Consider the following 16165-nt stretch of genomic DNA (forward strand, 5'->3'; position numbering starts at 1 on the left):
GGGCCTATTCACTGCGGCTCTTCAGGGCTATTCACCCTAAAAAGCACCCCTTCTCCCGAAGTTACGGGGTCATTTTGCCGAGTTCCTTAACGAGAGTTCTCTCGATCACCTTAGGATTCTCTCCTCGCCTACCTGTGTCGGTTTGCGGTACGGGCACCATTTACCTCGCTAGAAGCTTTTCTTGGCAGTGTGGAATCAGGAACTTCGGTACTATATTTCCCTCGCCATCACAGCTCAACCTTACGGTAAGCGGATTTGCCTACTTACCAGTCTAACTGCTTGGACGCACATATCCAACAGTGCGCTTACCCTATCCTCCTGCGTCCCTCCATCGCTCAAACGGTAAAGAGGTGGTACAGGAATATCAACCTGTTGTCCATCGCCTACGCTTTTCAGCCTCGGCTTAGGTCCCGACTAACCCTGAGCGGACGAGCCTTCCTCAGGAAACCTTAGGCATTCGGTGGATGGGATTCTCACCCATCTTTCGCTACTCATACCGGCATTCTCACTTCTAAGCGCTCCACCAGTCCTCACGGTCTGACTTCACGGCACTTAGAACGCTCTCCTACCATTGTTCGTAAGAACAATCCACAGCTTCGGTGATACGTTTAGCCCCGGTACATTTTCGGCGCAGAGTCACTCGACCAGTGAGCTATTACGCACTCTTTAAATGGTGGCTGCTTCTAAGCCAACATCCTGGTTGTCTAAGCAACTCCACATCCTTTTCCACTTAACGTATACTTTGGGACCTTAGCTGGTGGTCTGGGCTGTTTCCCTCTTGACTACGGATCTTATCACTCGCAGTCTGACTCCCGAGAATCAAGTCTTTGGCATTCGGAGTTTGACTGAATTCGGTAACCCGATGAGGGCCCCTAGTCCAATCAGTGCTCTACCTCCAAGACTCTATACTCGAGGCTAGCCCTAAAGCTATTTCGGAGAGAACCAGCTATCTCCAAGTTCGATTGGAATTTCTCCGCTACCCACACCTCATCCCCGCACTTTTCAACGTGCGTGGGTTCGGGCCTCCATTCAGTGTTACCTGAACTTCACCCTGGACATGGGTAGATCACCTGGTTTCGGGTCTACGACCACGTACTATTTCGCCCTATTCAGACTCGCTTTCGCTGCGGCTCCGTCTCTTCAACTTAACCTTGCACGGGATCGTAACTCGCCGGTTCATTCTACAAAAGGCACGCCATCACACATAAATGTGCTTTGACTACTTGTAGGCACACGGTTTCAGGTTCTATTTCACTCCCCTCCCGGGGTGCTTTTCACCTTTCCCTCACGGTACTGGTTCACTATCGGTCACTAGGGAGTATTTAGCCTTGGGAGATGGTCCTCCCAGCTTCCGACGGGATTTCTCGTGTCCCGCCGTACTCAGGATCCACTCAAGAGAGAACGAAGTTTCGACTACAGGGTTGTTACCTTCTCTGACGGACCTTTCCAGGTCGCTTCGTCTACTTCGCTCTTTTGTAACTCCGTATAGAGTGTCCTACAACCCCAAGAGGCAAGCCTCTTGGTTTGGGCTATCTTCCGTTTCGCTCGCCGCTACTCAGGAAATCGCGTTTGCTTTCTCTTCCTCCGGGTACTAAGATGTTTCAGTTCCCCGGGTCTACCTTCTCTTACCCTATGTATTCAGGTAAGGATACTGCCCCATTACGAGCAGTGGGTTTCCCCATTCGGAAATCTTCGGATCAATGCTTACTTACAGCTCCCCGAAGCATATCGGTGTTAGTACCGTCCTTCATCGGCTCCTAGTGCCAAGGCATCCACCGTGCGCCCTTCATAACTTAACCTATTCGGCTTTGATAAGCTTCGAATTTCTTCGTCACCTCATTCGTCAGCATCCTCACGTACCTTTAAGTACGTTCCGGTGCTTCCTCAATCGGTTCCTTGAACTTCTCGCTTCTCATGCGCCTAAAGTTATAAGAACTTTTACTACTTCAATGAATGTTTTGTTACGTTATCTAGTTTTCAAGGAACGAAGCTACTGACTTCAATCACATCGTGATTAAACATCAGTGAGTAATCTTCATGCAGCTTTGCGCTGAGGAATCAATCATCTTCGATTAACCTAGCAGACGCAAGTGCAATATTGAAAGCACAAAAAAGCACTCTCAAAACTGACCACAATACAAAGCGTCTTTTTATGAAGTTCGTAGAACTTCAGTTTCCTTAGAAAGGAGGTGATCCAGCCGCACCTTCCGATACGGCTACCTTGTTACGACTTCACCCCAATCATCTGTCCCACCTTAGGCGGCTGGCTCCTTGCGGTTACCCCACCGACTTCGGGTGTTACAAACTCTCGTGGTGTGACGGGCGGTGTGTACAAGGCCCGGGAACGTATTCACCGCGGCATGCTGATCCGCGATTACTAGCGATTCCGGCTTCATGCAGGCGAGTTGCAGCCTGCAATCCGAACTGAGAATGGTTTTATGGGATTGGCTTAACCTCGCGGTTTCGCTGCCCTTTGTACCATCCATTGTAGCACGTGTGTAGCCCAGGTCATAAGGGGCATGATGATTTGACGTCATCCCCACCTTCCTCCGGTTTGTCACCGGCAGTCACCTTAGAGTGCCCAACTGAATGCTGGCAACTAAGATCAAGGGTTGCGCTCGTTGCGGGACTTAACCCAACATCTCACGACACGAGCTGACGACAACCATGCACCACCTGTCACCGTGTCCCCCGAAGGGGAAAGCCCTATCTCTAGAGTTGTCACGGGATGTCAAGACCTGGTAAGGTTCTTCGCGTTGCTTCGAATTAAACCACATGCTCCACCGCTTGTGCGGGCCCCCGTCAATTCCTTTGAGTTTCAGTCTTGCGACCGTACTCCCCAGGCGGAGTGCTTAATGCGTTTGCTGCAGCACTAAAGGGCGGAAACCCTCTAACACTTAGCACTCATCGTTTACGGCGTGGACTACCAGGGTATCTAATCCTGTTCGCTCCCCACGCTTTCGCGCCTCAGCGTCAGTTACAGACCAGAGAGCCGCCTTCGCCACTGGTGTTCCTCCACATCTCTACGCATTTCACCGCTACACGTGGAATTCCGCTCTCCTCTTCTGCACTCAAGTCCCCCAGTTTCCAATGACCCTCCACGGTTGAGCCGTGGGCTTTCACATCAGACTTAAAGGACCGCCTGCGCGCGCTTTACGCCCAATAATTCCGGATAACGCTTGCCACCTACGTATTACCGCGGCTGCTGGCACGTAGTTAGCCGTGGCTTTCTGGTTAGGTACCGTCAAGGTACCGCCCTATTCGAACGGTACTTGTTCTTCCCTAACAACAGAGCTTTACGATCCGAAGACCTTCTTCGCTCACGCGGCGTTGCTCCGTCAGACTTTCGTCCATTGCGGAAGATTCCCTACTGCTGCCTCCCGTAGGAGTCTGGGCCGTGTCTCAGTCCCAGTGTGGCCGATCACCCTCTCAGGTCGGCTACGCATCGTCGCCTTGGTGAGCCATTACCTCACCAACTAGCTAATGCGCCGCGGGCCCATCTATAAGTGATAGCTAAAAGCCATCTTTTAATATGAGACCATGTGGTCTCATATGTTATCCGGTATTAGCTCCGGTTTCCCGAAGTTATCCCAGTCTTATAGGCAGGTTGCCCACGTGTTACTCACCCGTCCGCCGCTAACCTTTGGGAGCAAGCTCCCAAAGGTTCGCTCGACTTGCATGTATTAGGCACGCCGCCAGCGTTCATCCTGAGCCAGGATCAAACTCTCCAAGAAGAGTATTGATTGCTCAATAGTTTGTTACTTAAGAATTAAACGTTGACGCTTGTATTGTGTTCAGTTTTCAAAGAACTTTTTTGACCCGCCGCTCAGAAGCGACTTTATTAATATATCATGGTGATTTATTAATGTCAATAATATTTTTTAAATCTTTTTGCCAGCTGATGTTTGTTTTTCAGCGGCGAAATATAATATAACATGCGGTTCAACCATCCGTCAACTCCAAAACGAAATATTTTATTAAAATAATAAAAACCCCTTCAAATATATGAAGGAGTTAGTGGTTTTACTTATTAACATGATAAGTTCTATGGAAAATTCCTTTCCCTTTTGTTTCGAGCTTTTCTACATTTATAAAGTGTTTTTCTACAAGGAATTCTAGATAAACCTCAAGATCCACTGAGTACACTTTAAGTTCGGGAAGCTCCATTATTTCACCGTAAGTCCAAGCGTCATCCCTTTTAGATAGAACATTTATGATATGACATGCTCCACGTTTTGCCCTTGAATGTATGAGAAATTCGCTAGCCAAGAATAAAAGCTCTAGTCGCTTTTCAAGTGATTCCTCACTTTCCAAAAGTTCAATATACAGCTTATAAATTTGGGGATCAATTTGTTTCACTTGATTCCAGACTGTGACTTCAGGATGAAAGCCATTTTCGAAGATTGCTAGTCTAGCTAAATGATGGAGCGCATGAATGACATAGTTATATGCATCTAAATATTGCTTTGCATTAAAAAATGCTTTTCCATCCTGATAGCGACGAATTAGTTTTGCAAATTCCATACCCATTTTTATCTGTCTTTCTTCTGTGGGAAATTCATGTAGCTTGTTTCTTAAATTAATGATGTATTCATTCCGATCAAATAGTACTTTTCCGTTTAAGAGCCAGTTTACAATTTTTCGATTAGATCCTAATAGAAACCATTCTTTTATTTGACTTTCTTTTACAGTATATAAAGATGCTTTTCTATTGTCGTAATTATAATGTTTAATAAACATATTTTTCTCATGCTCTTTAACAATAACGAGTAAGGCTATGTCAAAATAATCGGTATAAGTAAAAGCAGCCTTCCCCTTTTCAATTAGAATGATCCCTAATGTACTAGGTTGGCTTGCTCTTTCCTGATAAAGGGGGCGAAGTAAATCCTCCATTTTGATTTCCTCCAATCAAATCCGTTGGGTATATATTTCGACGTCTAAAAAATAAAACCTTCACATCTTATGCAGAATCTTTTTTTTATTTTTATCTTTCTTTTTTATATTGTATAGTATATGAAGGAGGTTGGATGAAACATGGGTGTAAAATATTCAAGTAAAATTAATAAAATTCGTTCTTTTGCTCTCGCTTTGATTTTCGTTGGATTTATTGTCATGTACGGGGGAATCTTCTTTAAAGAAAATGTTATCGTAATGACAATCTTTATGATTCTTGGTCTACTTTTTATTTTAGCAAGTACTGTTGTTTATTTCTGGATTGGATTGCTTTCGACTCGAACCATTCAGGTAACTTGTCCTTCTTGTCAGAAGCAAACTAAAATGCTAGGTCGCGTGGACGTGTGTATGTATTGTAAGGAACCACTAACACTTGATCCAAACCTTGAAGGAAAAGAGTTTGATGAAAAATACAATAGTAAAAAATACAACAAAGTAGAAAAGTGAAAGGCGCTGCTTATCGACGACAGCATAAGACAAGCGCTGACAGAAGGTGCATTTTACCTTCCGAAGCGATTGGCTTATGACTCGAGGCGATGGCGCCTTGACCTAGACAAAATAGAAAAAAGCTGACAGGATTTCCTCGTCAGCTTTTTTAATGAGCGCACTTTTTTTGACATTCTTGACATGAGCCGTAAATTTCCATTCGATGATGACTAACTTTAAAGCCTGTTACATGTGCAGCCAGTGCTTCCACTTCATCCAATCCTGGGTAATGGAAGTCCACAATTTTACCACATTCTTCGCAAATCACATGATAATGCTGAGTAGTGATAAAATCGAAACGGCTTGATGAATCTCCGTAAGGTAATTCTTTTACTAAGCCTACTTCTTTAAAAACACGAAGATTGTTATACACGGTTGCAACGCTCATGTTTGGAAACTTTCCTTCAAGTGCTTTATAAATATCATCTGCAGTCGGGTGACTCATTGAATTAATTAAATACTCTAGTATCGCATGACGTTGCGGAGTGATTCGAACCCCGGTTTCTTTCAACGTATCAAGCGCTTCTTTCAAGTGATTGTCTGACACCGCCATGCACCTCTTTCTAGTAAACATTATTACTTTATAATCCTTATAATTAGTGTATCTCGCTCCGACCGCTTTTGTCAACATATCTACCATTACTATATGACTAATCCGATTGAATTACGATTCTTTTTTAGAATAATTCACTGATGAAGGGTTGGTTCACCCTGCCCAAGCCTATGGTTAACGTAGCGAGCCGCAACAAAAAGAAAATCAGAAAGTCGATTTAAGTAAGATGTAACTAATGGATTTACCTGGTCTCCGACTGCAACAGCTTTTCTTTCAGCTCTTCTTACGATAGTTCTAGCAACATGGAAGGAAGCCCCTGCTTGGCTACCACCCGGTAATACAAAGTTTGTAAGTGGAGGAATTTGTGCATCCCATTTATCGATTGTTGTCTCTAAAAGGGAAATATCCTTATCGGAAACTTTCCATTTAACTTCTTTCCCTGCAGGAGTTGCAAGTTCGGCACCGACGTGAAACAAGGTCGTTTGAACCTTTTTAAAGATTGCCTCAACTTCCTCTTTGCCTTCAAATTTAGTATAGTGCAGGTGACTTAATCCTAATCCAATCATAGAGTTCGCTTCATCACAAGTTCCGTATGCCTCAACACGTGAGTCACTTTTTGAAACTCGCTGTCCATACACTAATGAGGTAGTGCCTTTATCCCCTGTTTTAGTATAGATTTTCATACTAATACCCCCGGTCTAAGTCAATTTTATTGATAAACTCACTGCCGCCTTGCTTAAAAATATGTAGGTTTTGTTCAAAGATATCAAATGATCGTGGTTGATAAAATTTTGATTTACTCGAAATATGTGGGGTAACTGTCACATTTTCAAGTGTCCAAAAAGGATGATTGCTTGGTAGTGGTTCTTCTTCAAACACATCCAATACTGCGTGTGAAATCTTATTTGATTGAACCGCTCGTAATATGACTTCGTCTTTCACTAAATCGCCACGACCAATATTAATGAAAACTGCGTCTTTTTTCATTAAATCAAAATGACTATCAGTAAAAATGTATTTAGTTTCATCCGTACTCGGTAGGACTGAAACAAGATAATCAACATTTTCACATACGTAATTAAGTCCATCATATTGAACCATTTCATCAACAAATTCATGCTTGTTCCCGCTGCGATTTAATCCGATGACCTTCATATGAAAAGCTTTGGCTAATCGAGCTATTTCACCGCCAATCGCACCCACTCCCAGGATGCCCAGTGTTTTTCCATGTAACTCTCCTACCGGGAAATTCGTCAGGCGATCCCAGCTTTTGTCTTTTTGCTGCTCAACGATTTTTTTATTTTTCTTTGTGACATGCAGCATCATCGAAAGTGTGTATTCAGACATTGGGATTTTGTGAATTCCCCGTACGTTTGTAACAAGAAGCCCTTTTTCCTTAATCGCTTTAAAAGGCATTAGTTCTAATCCTGCTGATATCACCATAATCCATTTTAGATTTTTGGCCATTTCAATATGTTCGGAGTTTAAGTCCTCCCCGTATGTAAGTAAAATATCTGCTTTATGTAGTTCCGGTAAAGCCTCTTCTATATCCTCACAATAGATAAATTCTTCATCGGGAAACGCCTTTTTCATTTTTTCTGTTACTTCTTCAATTGGAATAAATGTTGATAAAATTCGCATAATTACGCCTCCTTACCTACTATAGTATCAACTTTCTAAAAGAAGTAAAACAAAAAAAGGTGCGAGATTTCTCTCGCACAAAATTCGCTAACATCTGAGGAGGTATGCCCTACACTAATAAGATACGTCGTTAAACTGAATGTGTATAGACGTTTGACACAATCTGTGAAAAATAGGCACTCTATTAGTCCGTCCATTTGAAGTATTTTAAACCGATGATCGTTGATACAATTAGAATTCCAAATAAGATTCCGATGTCAAGCAATGTACCTGAAGAAAACAGTGTTCCATTCCAGCCATCTCTTAAGACATTAACTACATAGGTAAGCGGTACGATGGCAGCAATCTTTTGAAGAATCTCTGGGTAAGTTTCTAACGGAATTGTTGCACCTGATAAAAACATCATTGGGTACATCGCAATCATGGCAACGCCTAGTGCAGTTTGCATCCTCTTTGTGATGCTTGAAACGATAAAACCGATGGAGAAAAATGTAATCGCGCTAAATGTTAAAGCTACAAAAAATTCAAATGGATGTGCAGTTAGTTCAGAACCAAAACCAAATTTTGCGATCAAAAGGATTTCAATTGCGCCAACGCAGATCGCGATAAAGCCTTTTAAAATGGTTGCAGTAAAGATAGCATTTTGATTGATTGGTGTTCCTTTTAAACGTTTGTAAACACCTTTTTCACGGTCTATTACGATTTGCAGCCCCATTGAGAAAAAGGCTGTTGTAAAAATAATGATGGCAATCATACTTGGAATGTACGCTTGGAAGTAATTAAGTCCCTCGTATGAGTTTGATTCAAACATTAACCCAAAAACGACAAAGCTGACGGCAGGGACAATAAAAGTAAACAATAAAGCTAGTGTTTCACGAAAAAATAATCTTAATTCCATTTGTGTATGTGTAATAATTGATTGCATTTGTTTTTCCTCCTTATTAAATCAAATGCGCCTTGGCGTATTTGCGCCCAGATTTTTTCGAGCTCGCTAGAAAAATCACCTTTGAAAATCTGTGGCATCCGCCGGAGGCATAACTTTATTCAGTCAAGGTTCGAACCACTTCTGATTTGATTCTCCCACTTAGAAAATAAGGACTCTTGCTGAATAAAGTTAAACTGCATATTTTAAGTAAACATCTTCCATAGTCCCTGCTCCTTGCAGATATGAATCGATTAAGTTCTGTGGTTTGTCACAGGCAACAAGCTTTCCCTTTTTAATAATGGCGATTCGGTCACAGTGCTTTTGCGCTTCATCCATGTAATGTGTTGATAAGAGTATTGTTTTTCCTTCGTCACGATATTGGTTGATGCAGGTCCAGAGATCACGTCTTGCTTGTGGGTCTAATCCTGTCGTAGGTTCGTCGAGAAAGATAATGTCTGGATCATTTACTAGCGCTAATGCAAGCGATGTACGCTGCTGCCAGCCCCCTGACAGATTTTTAACATATTTGTTTAGATAAGGTTTGAGTCCCAGTGCTTCGATGATTTCCTGTAAGTTTCGTGTTTTATCATAATAGGAACTAAATAATTTAAGTGCTTCTTTCACTTTGATTCGATCGTATAGGGCTGTTTGTTGAAGCTGGATACCGATTTTTTGTTTGATTTCATTTGATGCTTCTTCAACATTCATCCCTAGAACTTTAACAGTTCCTGCATCAGGTCTTCGAATTCCCATCATAATTTCAAGAGTGGTTGATTTTCCCGCTCCATTCGCACCGATGATTCCGAGCACTTCTCCTTTTTTGACTTGTAGGCTGATACCGTCAACAGCTTTCACATCACCATAACTTTTCGATATATTTGTAAGCTCAATAACAGATTGATACATCGTAAGGTCCTCCCTTTTGCTTTCCCTTTGTTTTGTTACTTTTATCTTAGTCAGCGAACCTTAACTCAACCTTAAGTGAGTCTTATATCTTGATTAAAATTGAAAAAAGTATAGCCTGGGCTATACTTTTAGTGGGAGTTCGGTTATAAAATTGGTTTTTCCTTGTTTTGGTGTTGTGTCCACACGGATGTTTCCGTTATGTAGTTCAATGATTTTCTTTGTGATGGCAAGGCCAAGTCCTGAGCCTTCGTCGTTCATTCTGCTTTTATCGCCTCTTACGAAAGGATCGAATACTGTTCGGGCGATATCTTCTCTGATGCCGATACCATCGTCACCTATTTCAATTATTATTTTTTCTTCATTCTTAGTTAATTTGAGAAAAACTTTTGTTTCCTCAGGATTATATTTATTAATATTTTGCAGAAGGTTCGACAACGCCCTGTTTAACAGCTTTTGATCAAATGCGTGCATTATTTTTTCATTTGGTATATCGATCTCTAGCTCCATGTCCTTTTCCTCAAAAATATCATAATGCTCAGCAATGACTCCGCGGTAAAATTCACAAATATCTTTTTTCTCTTTTTGAATAGGAACATCAGGACTATCTAATTTTGAGAACATAAAAAGCTCATCGATTAATGACGTTACACGAATTGATTTCTCATAGATGTACCTTAAGTACTTCTTCGTTTGTTCCTCGTCTTTTACAAGCCCTTCATACAACACCTTGGAATACCCTTGAATGGTGGTGATAGGAGTTTTTAAATCATGTGAAATATCTGCAAGCATTTGCTTTTTACTCTCTTCCAATCTTGTTTTTTCTCGATTCTTTTGTTCAAGCTCTTCCGCAGTTCGTTTCAAGTTTTCGCTCATTTCCTTATACTTTATCGAACCTTTCATGATAAATGGGAGGATGCTACCACCAAACAAAGGTGGGCCAAAGTTAAGAATGGCGGAATATTCTCCTGAAAGGACAACCTGATAGATTAGGAACAGACCAAAAATTGTGAAGAGGCCACAAAGGACGTAGAGCATTTGCATTGGTAGACGAACCATCTGATACACAATAATGAATATCATGTAAATATACAATGGGTTATACGCAAAACCAAATAATAGAATGATTGACATCTGAATAAACATAAGTGGAAGTGTGTGCTGAGGGTTCCAATACACCTGTCGATAAGCTAAAACAAAGACTGTCACTAGCAATAGACCCAGTAATAGTTTCCCTTGTGATTCCTGAAATAAAAAGTAAAGTGGGAAAACCAGGTTTGCAATGTATAAATACGGGATTACTCCTTCTTGTTCTGGAAAGACCCGATAGATTAATTTTTTCATATATCTCTTCCTCTTAGTTTCATATACTTCTACTTTTTGCTCACAAATTTATACCCAAGGCCTCTTATCGTTTTTATATAGTTTGGTTTTTTGGGATTTTCCTCAAGCTTTTCTCTTAGCTTTGATATATGAACGTTAATCGTATTGTCTTCTTCCCCACCCATGTAATAATCATTCCATGCTCGTTCAAAGATTTGTTGTTTTGTATACACCCTACCAGGTGAACTCATTAATAACTCCAAGATTCGATATTCAATTTTTGTAAGTGGAATTGTCACGTCATCCTTCCTAGCAGAATAGGTGCTCTCATCTAAGACGATATCTCCCACCTTTATAAGTAGGCTTTCAGATTGGGGTGTAGACTCCTGTTTATAACTATAGCTTCTTCTTAGCTGAGCCTGTACTCGAGCAATCACCTCTAATGGATTAAATGGCTTCGGAATGAAATCATCTGCTCCAAGGCCGAGACCTAGAATTTTATCGTTATCCTCGTTTTTTGCAGAAATGATGATGATAGGAATGTGCAAATTCTGTCTTACTTTCTTTATTAGCTGATAGCCGTTAATATTGGGCATCATTAGGTCGACAAGCATTAAATCAATACTTTCCCGCTCTATGATTTGAAGTGCTTCTCGCCCGTTAAAGGCTTCAAGAATTCTATAACTCTCTTTTTCTAAATAAAGACCTAGAAGCTCAACTATCTCAGGCTGGTCATCCACAATTAGTATAGTCCGATTCATCTGCATGCCCCTTTCTTCCATACAATTCCATTTTTATCTTCAGTATAACAAACTCAATGGAATCTTGGTGTATTTTTTTATGGAAGTTGTGCTTGTAGGACATGCTTTAGGTTTCGTTGTGCCGCTGACCTATACTTGCGGGGCATACTCTACCTATTATCGGTCTAGCATGTACCACAAGACCGTTGTTAACGAACATGCTAAACTTGTTCTCTCACTAGCATGTACCGCTAAACCTTTCTTGCCTTACATGCTCAGACATTTTTCACTCTTGCTTGTACCGCTAACCCCCTTTATCCATTGACATTTGGAACTTTTTTGAAAGTACCATGTCAAAAGCACACGATATGGCATCACTTTTGGATATCTCTGTAAAATCTTATACAATAAACATACGATATGGCATTACCTTTGTTAAACACTGGAAAACGTCATATCTAATATCCATCCCAATAAAAAAAGCCGCCCAGATCATCAGTTTTTCCACTGACTTTCTGGACAGCCTTATTGTAAATTATTTTAACTCAGCTAAAATTTCTTCGATTTTTGCAAGTTCAGATTGTAAACCGCCACCGCTTAGGTACCAAAGTACGCCATCTAGATACACGATTCGTTTGTTTTGATAAGCTTTCGTTTTCTGAATGATTTTGTTTTCCATATCTTTGTCGATATTAGATTGATCACCTACCGCAGCGGTACGGTCGATTACGAATAAGACTTCGGGATCAAATTCAAGAATTGCTTCAAAACCGAAGTTCGATCCATGAGAAGAAGATTCGATATTATTTGTTACTGGCTTGAACCCATAAATATCATAGATATAACCAAAGCGAGAGTTTTCTGCGAAACCAGATAATTTACCTTCATTGTACATTGTCACTAAAGAAGTCTCATAGTTGCCAGATAACGCCTTAACTTCTTCGATTGCAGAATCAATTTTTGCAATGTGCTCTTTTGCTTCATCTTCTTTATCAAACATTTTCGCTGCTACATCTACTGAAGCTAAAAATGTGTTCCAGTAGTCATCTTGTGAAGTTCCAACGAACACTACAGGTGCGATTTCACTTAGTTCCTCATAGAATGGAGATTGACGGCCAGAAATGAAAATCGCATCTGGACCGATTTCAGCGATATCTTCAAGTAATGGTTCTTTTAATGTCCCAACATTCACATAATCATCGCCCGCGTACTCTTCAAGGTTTTCTGGCAAACTAGAATCTTGTGGAACCCCTACAACTCCTTCAACACCAAGAGTATCTAGTGTATCTAGGAAACCATAATCAAATACAACAATCTTTTCTGGCATTGATTCAAATGTTACATCTTCAAAATTTATTGTACCCGCTTCTTCAGTGTCAGTTGAAGCAATTGTTGGTGAAATGGTCATTGGGTATTGACCTGTAGCTTCATTCGTTGTTTGTTCTCCTGCTACGTCAGTCTCATTTGTTTTTTCCTTTGTAGCCTCATCGTCATTGCCACAAGCTGTAAGCGCTACAGTTAGAGCTAAGATTGCACTTGCAAATTTCCATTTCTTCATTTTGATTCCTCTCCTTATTTAAACAATATGTAATTTTCTTACTAAAAATGAGAATCATTATCATTGATAACAATTCTCATTATAGATGCTTACAAAACTTCCGTCAATACTAAATCATTAAATTTTTTTTGAATATTTTTATTCCTATTTTTCCGCATTCACATGTACTTTATTGCCACTTGAACTCTCATTTATAAAAAAGACCCAGAGAATTGATTCTCTAGGTTTTATGCATGTGAATTGAAGTAAACACAGATCCGACAGCCATTTTGCTCTTGAATTGGGATATCCATATCGTAAATTTCACGTAAGGCGTCGGAATTAATGATTTCATGTGTAGGTCCATTTTTAACAAGCTTGCCATCTTTCAATGCAACGATTCGGTCTGAATATACTGATGCGAAATTGATATCATGCAAGACAATAACAACTGTTTTGCCAAGCTCATCAACAAGCTTACGTAGGATCTTCATTATTTGAACAGAGTGCTTCATATCAAGGTTATTTAATGGTTCATCAAGCAGTACATAGTCCGTATCCTGAGCAATTACCATTGCGATAAATGCACGTTGTCTTTGTCCACCTGATAATTCATCTAAGAATTTATCTTGGATATCAACTAGGTTCATATATTCGAGAGCTTGATCAATGAATTTTTCGTCCACATCTGTAAGGCGCCCCTTTGAATAAGGATAGCGACCAAATGCAACTAGCTCACGGATTGTTAATCGTACATTTAAATAATTCGATTGTTTCAAAATCGAAACACGTTGTGCAAACTCAGAAGATTTCCACTTCTGTACATTATTTTTATCTAGTAAAACTTCCCCAGTATCAGCATCTAATAAACGACTTACCATCGAAAGAAGCGTGGATTTACCAGCACCATTCGGCCCGATAAACGATGTAATCGTACCTGGTTCAATTGTTATGGTTACATCCTCGACAACTGGCTTCTTACCAAAATACTTGGATAATCCTTTGATTTCAATCATCATGCTGACCTACTTTCTCTTAATAGTAAGTAAATGAAGTAAATACCACCAACAAAGTTAATGATGACACTTAATGTCGTACGTAGTTCAAAAATATGTTCAACCAGGAATTGGCCACCTACAAGGGCAATAATCCCCATTAAGCTTGCTCCTAATATTAAAATGGAGTGCTTATATGTGACTAAGTATTGATATGCAAGGTTTGCTACGATTAAACCGAAAAATGTTATCGGGCCAACCAACGCAGTTGCCGTTGCAATTAACACAGATGATAGAATTAATATATTCATGACCATCTTGTCATAATTCACACCCAAGTTCATTGCGTTTTCACGACCAAGGGACATGACATCTAATTTATCCATGATTAAATATCCGTAAATAAAGGCGATTAATAAGATACCAATCGCGATATATAACAGTTCTGCCTTCACATTTGTAAAGGTAGCAAATAAGCGATTTTGTAATGCTAAATATTCAACTGGGTCAATCATGACTTGTAAAAATGTCACGAGACTTCCCAAAAGAGTTCCTATTATCATTCCTATTAATAACAGTAGATAGATTGGATGTTTATCAGACCTGAATAGGAAGCGATATAAAATTAGTGCAAATAATACCATTGCTAATATCGCAGCGCCAAAGTTTAAATACTTATTTAATACCCAAATCGACATGGAGCCCGCAAAGAAATAGATTAAGGTTTGAACGACTTCATACATTGAGTCGAGTCCCATAACTGAAGGTGTTAGAATCCGGTTTTGCGTAATTGTTTGGAATACAACGGTTGAGTATGCAATTGCAATTCCTGTAACAACCATTGCAGAAACACGGATCATTCGTTTAGGAAATGCGTAATCAAATCCACCTTTTAAATCATAAAACCCATATAATAAAATACATACGATTGCGATGACAGCTAAGAGAATCAATTTAGTACTATTTCGCATATGCTCTCCCCCTAAATAACATAATTAAGAAGATCGCACTGCCGATTACTGCAACTGTTACATTGACTGGAATCTCGTAAGGATGGACTATGACTCTACCTAAAATATCACAGATTAATAGAAACACAACTCCTAATGCTGCTGTATGAGGAATTGTTTTTCGTAAATTATCCCCTAAATAAAGTGAAACGATATTCGGTACAATTAATCCTAAAAATGGAATGACCCCAACCGTTAAAACAACAGTTGTTGAAATAATCGCTACTAGGATAAGGCCGATATTTAATACTACCTTATAGCTCAATCCTAAATTCTTCGCAAAATCCTCACCCATACCAGCAACGGTAAACTTATTAGCAAATATATACGCTAATATAATCGTTGGGACTGCTATATATAGAAGCTCGTAACGTCCTGCAATTATTAATGTGAAGCTTCCCATTAACCAGGACGAAATGTTCTGAATAAGGTCTGCTTCATATGCAAAGAACGTCGCGATTGATGATAAGATATTTCCGTACATAATCCCGATTAACGGGACAAAAATAGCATCTTTAAATTTAATCTTGTCTAGAATTTGCATGAAGATAAATGTACCTACTAGAGCAAATGCAAAACTAAAAATAATCTGTTGTGTGTAAGTTACATTTGTAAAGAATAGCATTGATATTAAGATCCCAAGCTTTGCTGCATCTAATGTACCTGCAGTTGTTGGAGATACGAACTTGTTTCTGCTTAAACTTTGCATAATTAAACCTGCAATACTCATTCCTGCTCCAGCTAGGATTATCGCCATTAAACGAGGAACACGGCTTATTAAGAATATCTGCGTCTCATCAGATTCCCAATCAAGCAGGTCCATCGGTGTAATATCAATAGCCCCAATAAATAGCGAAATGAAAGACAGGACAATGCCAATAATGATTAACATCCATAGTCTCATTTGTAAATCCTCATAACATGTGTATTCTTAGTGTGATAAATGAAAACGATTATCATTACTAATAATTTCATTATAAGTAATGAAAATTGTAAAATCAACCTTGAAATAGGAATACGGGTGGCTCCTCATTCGCCACCCGTAAACATTCGAACTGTTATTCTCACTACAGTTTAAGTCGATACATCGATGAATGTC

Annotated in this window: 13 protein-coding genes and 2 rRNA genes (1 of these 15 cut by a window edge); 1 reads left to right on the top strand and 14 read right to left on the bottom strand. The window is 40.0% G+C overall.

Annotated features, from left to right (window positions below; genetic code table 11):
* From NST91_RS20920 to NST91_RS20930, 3 genes are all read right to left on the bottom strand, one after another.
* A 23S ribosomal RNA gene (locus tag NST91_RS20920) occupies positions 1-1799 on the bottom strand (it extends 1133 nt beyond the left edge of the window).
* A gap of 383 nt (positions 1800-2182) precedes the next feature.
* Positions 2183-3734: ribosomal RNA gene (locus tag NST91_RS20925) — 16S ribosomal RNA — on the bottom strand.
* The 16S and 23S rRNA genes sit together here, the layout of an rRNA operon.
* A gap of 289 nt (positions 3735-4023) precedes the next feature.
* Entirely contained in the window at positions 4024-4893 is an 870-nt protein-coding gene (locus NST91_RS20930) for a nucleotidyltransferase-like protein (protein ID WP_341332677.1), read from the bottom strand.
* Between the two features lie 141 nt (positions 4894-5034).
* Here NST91_RS20930 and NST91_RS20935 point away from each other — a divergent pair, with 141 nt between their 5' ends.
* Entirely contained in the window at positions 5035-5400 is a 366-nt protein-coding gene (locus tag NST91_RS20935) for a YgzB family protein (RefSeq protein WP_341332678.1), read from the top strand.
* Positions 5401-5548: 148 nt separating this feature from the next.
* On the opposite strand, the gene perR is transcribed toward NST91_RS20935, so the two are convergent.
* The 11 genes from perR to NST91_RS20990 all read right to left on the bottom strand — a co-directional run bounded on the left by perR (position 5549) and on the right by NST91_RS20990 (position 15970).
* On the bottom strand, positions 5549-5992 hold the full coding sequence (gene perR / locus NST91_RS20940) for a peroxide-responsive transcriptional repressor PerR (protein ID WP_099352786.1): 444 nt from the start codon (positions 5990-5992) through the stop codon (positions 5549-5551).
* 134 nt (positions 5993-6126) lie between these two features.
* Positions 6127-6675 (bottom strand): cob(I)yrinic acid a,c-diamide adenosyltransferase, encoded by a 549-nt coding sequence (locus NST91_RS20945; RefSeq protein WP_341332679.1) that lies wholly within the window; start codon positions 6673-6675, stop codon positions 6127-6129.
* A gap of 1 nt (position 6676) precedes the next feature.
* Positions 6677-7633, bottom strand: a complete 957-nt coding sequence (locus tag NST91_RS20950) for a D-2-hydroxyacid dehydrogenase (protein ID WP_341332680.1) — start codon at positions 7631-7633, stop codon at positions 6677-6679.
* A 184-nt stretch (positions 7634-7817) separates the two neighbouring features.
* Positions 7818-8558 carry an ABC transporter permease gene (locus NST91_RS20955; protein WP_341332681.1) on the bottom strand — a complete coding sequence of 247 codons (741 nt, stop codon included), beginning with the start codon at positions 8556-8558 and terminating at the stop codon, positions 7818-7820.
* Positions 8559-8747: 189 nt separating this feature from the next.
* Entirely contained in the window at positions 8748-9464 is a 717-nt protein-coding gene (locus NST91_RS20960) for an ABC transporter ATP-binding protein (protein ID WP_341332682.1), read from the bottom strand.
* Positions 9465-9584: 120 nt separating this feature from the next.
* Positions 9585-10805, bottom strand: coding sequence for a sensor histidine kinase (locus NST91_RS20965; RefSeq protein ID WP_341332683.1), 1221 nt, complete (start codon positions 10803-10805; stop codon positions 9585-9587).
* 29 nt (positions 10806-10834) lie between these two features.
* Complete coding sequence (locus NST91_RS20970) at positions 10835-11545, bottom strand: response regulator transcription factor (RefSeq protein WP_341332684.1); 711 nt, start codon at positions 11543-11545, stop codon at positions 10835-10837.
* Between the two features lie 514 nt (positions 11546-12059).
* On the bottom strand, positions 12060-13082 hold the full coding sequence (locus NST91_RS20975) for a siderophore ABC transporter substrate-binding protein (protein ID WP_341332685.1): 1023 nt from the start codon (positions 13080-13082) through the stop codon (positions 12060-12062).
* Between the two features lie 227 nt (positions 13083-13309).
* Positions 13310-14077, bottom strand: coding sequence for an iron ABC transporter ATP-binding protein (locus NST91_RS20980; protein WP_304217830.1), 768 nt, complete (start codon positions 14075-14077; stop codon positions 13310-13312).
* Positions 14077-15027, bottom strand: coding sequence for an iron chelate uptake ABC transporter family permease subunit (locus tag NST91_RS20985; protein ID WP_341332686.1), 951 nt, complete (start codon positions 15025-15027; stop codon positions 14077-14079). Before NST91_RS20985 ends, NST91_RS20980 begins: the two co-directional genes overlap by 1 nt.
* Positions 15017-15970 carry an ABC transporter permease gene (locus NST91_RS20990; RefSeq protein ID WP_341332687.1) on the bottom strand — a complete coding sequence of 318 codons (954 nt, stop codon included), beginning with the start codon at positions 15968-15970 and terminating at the stop codon, positions 15017-15019. Before NST91_RS20990 ends, NST91_RS20985 begins: the two co-directional genes overlap by 11 nt.
* Positions 15971-16165: the final 195 nt, after the last annotated feature.

Origin of the sequence: Ferdinandcohnia sp. FSL W7-1320, from assembly GCF_038050315.1 — a bacterium.
Lineage (GTDB): Bacteria > Bacillota > Bacilli > Bacillales > Bacillaceae_L > Ferdinandcohnia > Ferdinandcohnia aciditolerans.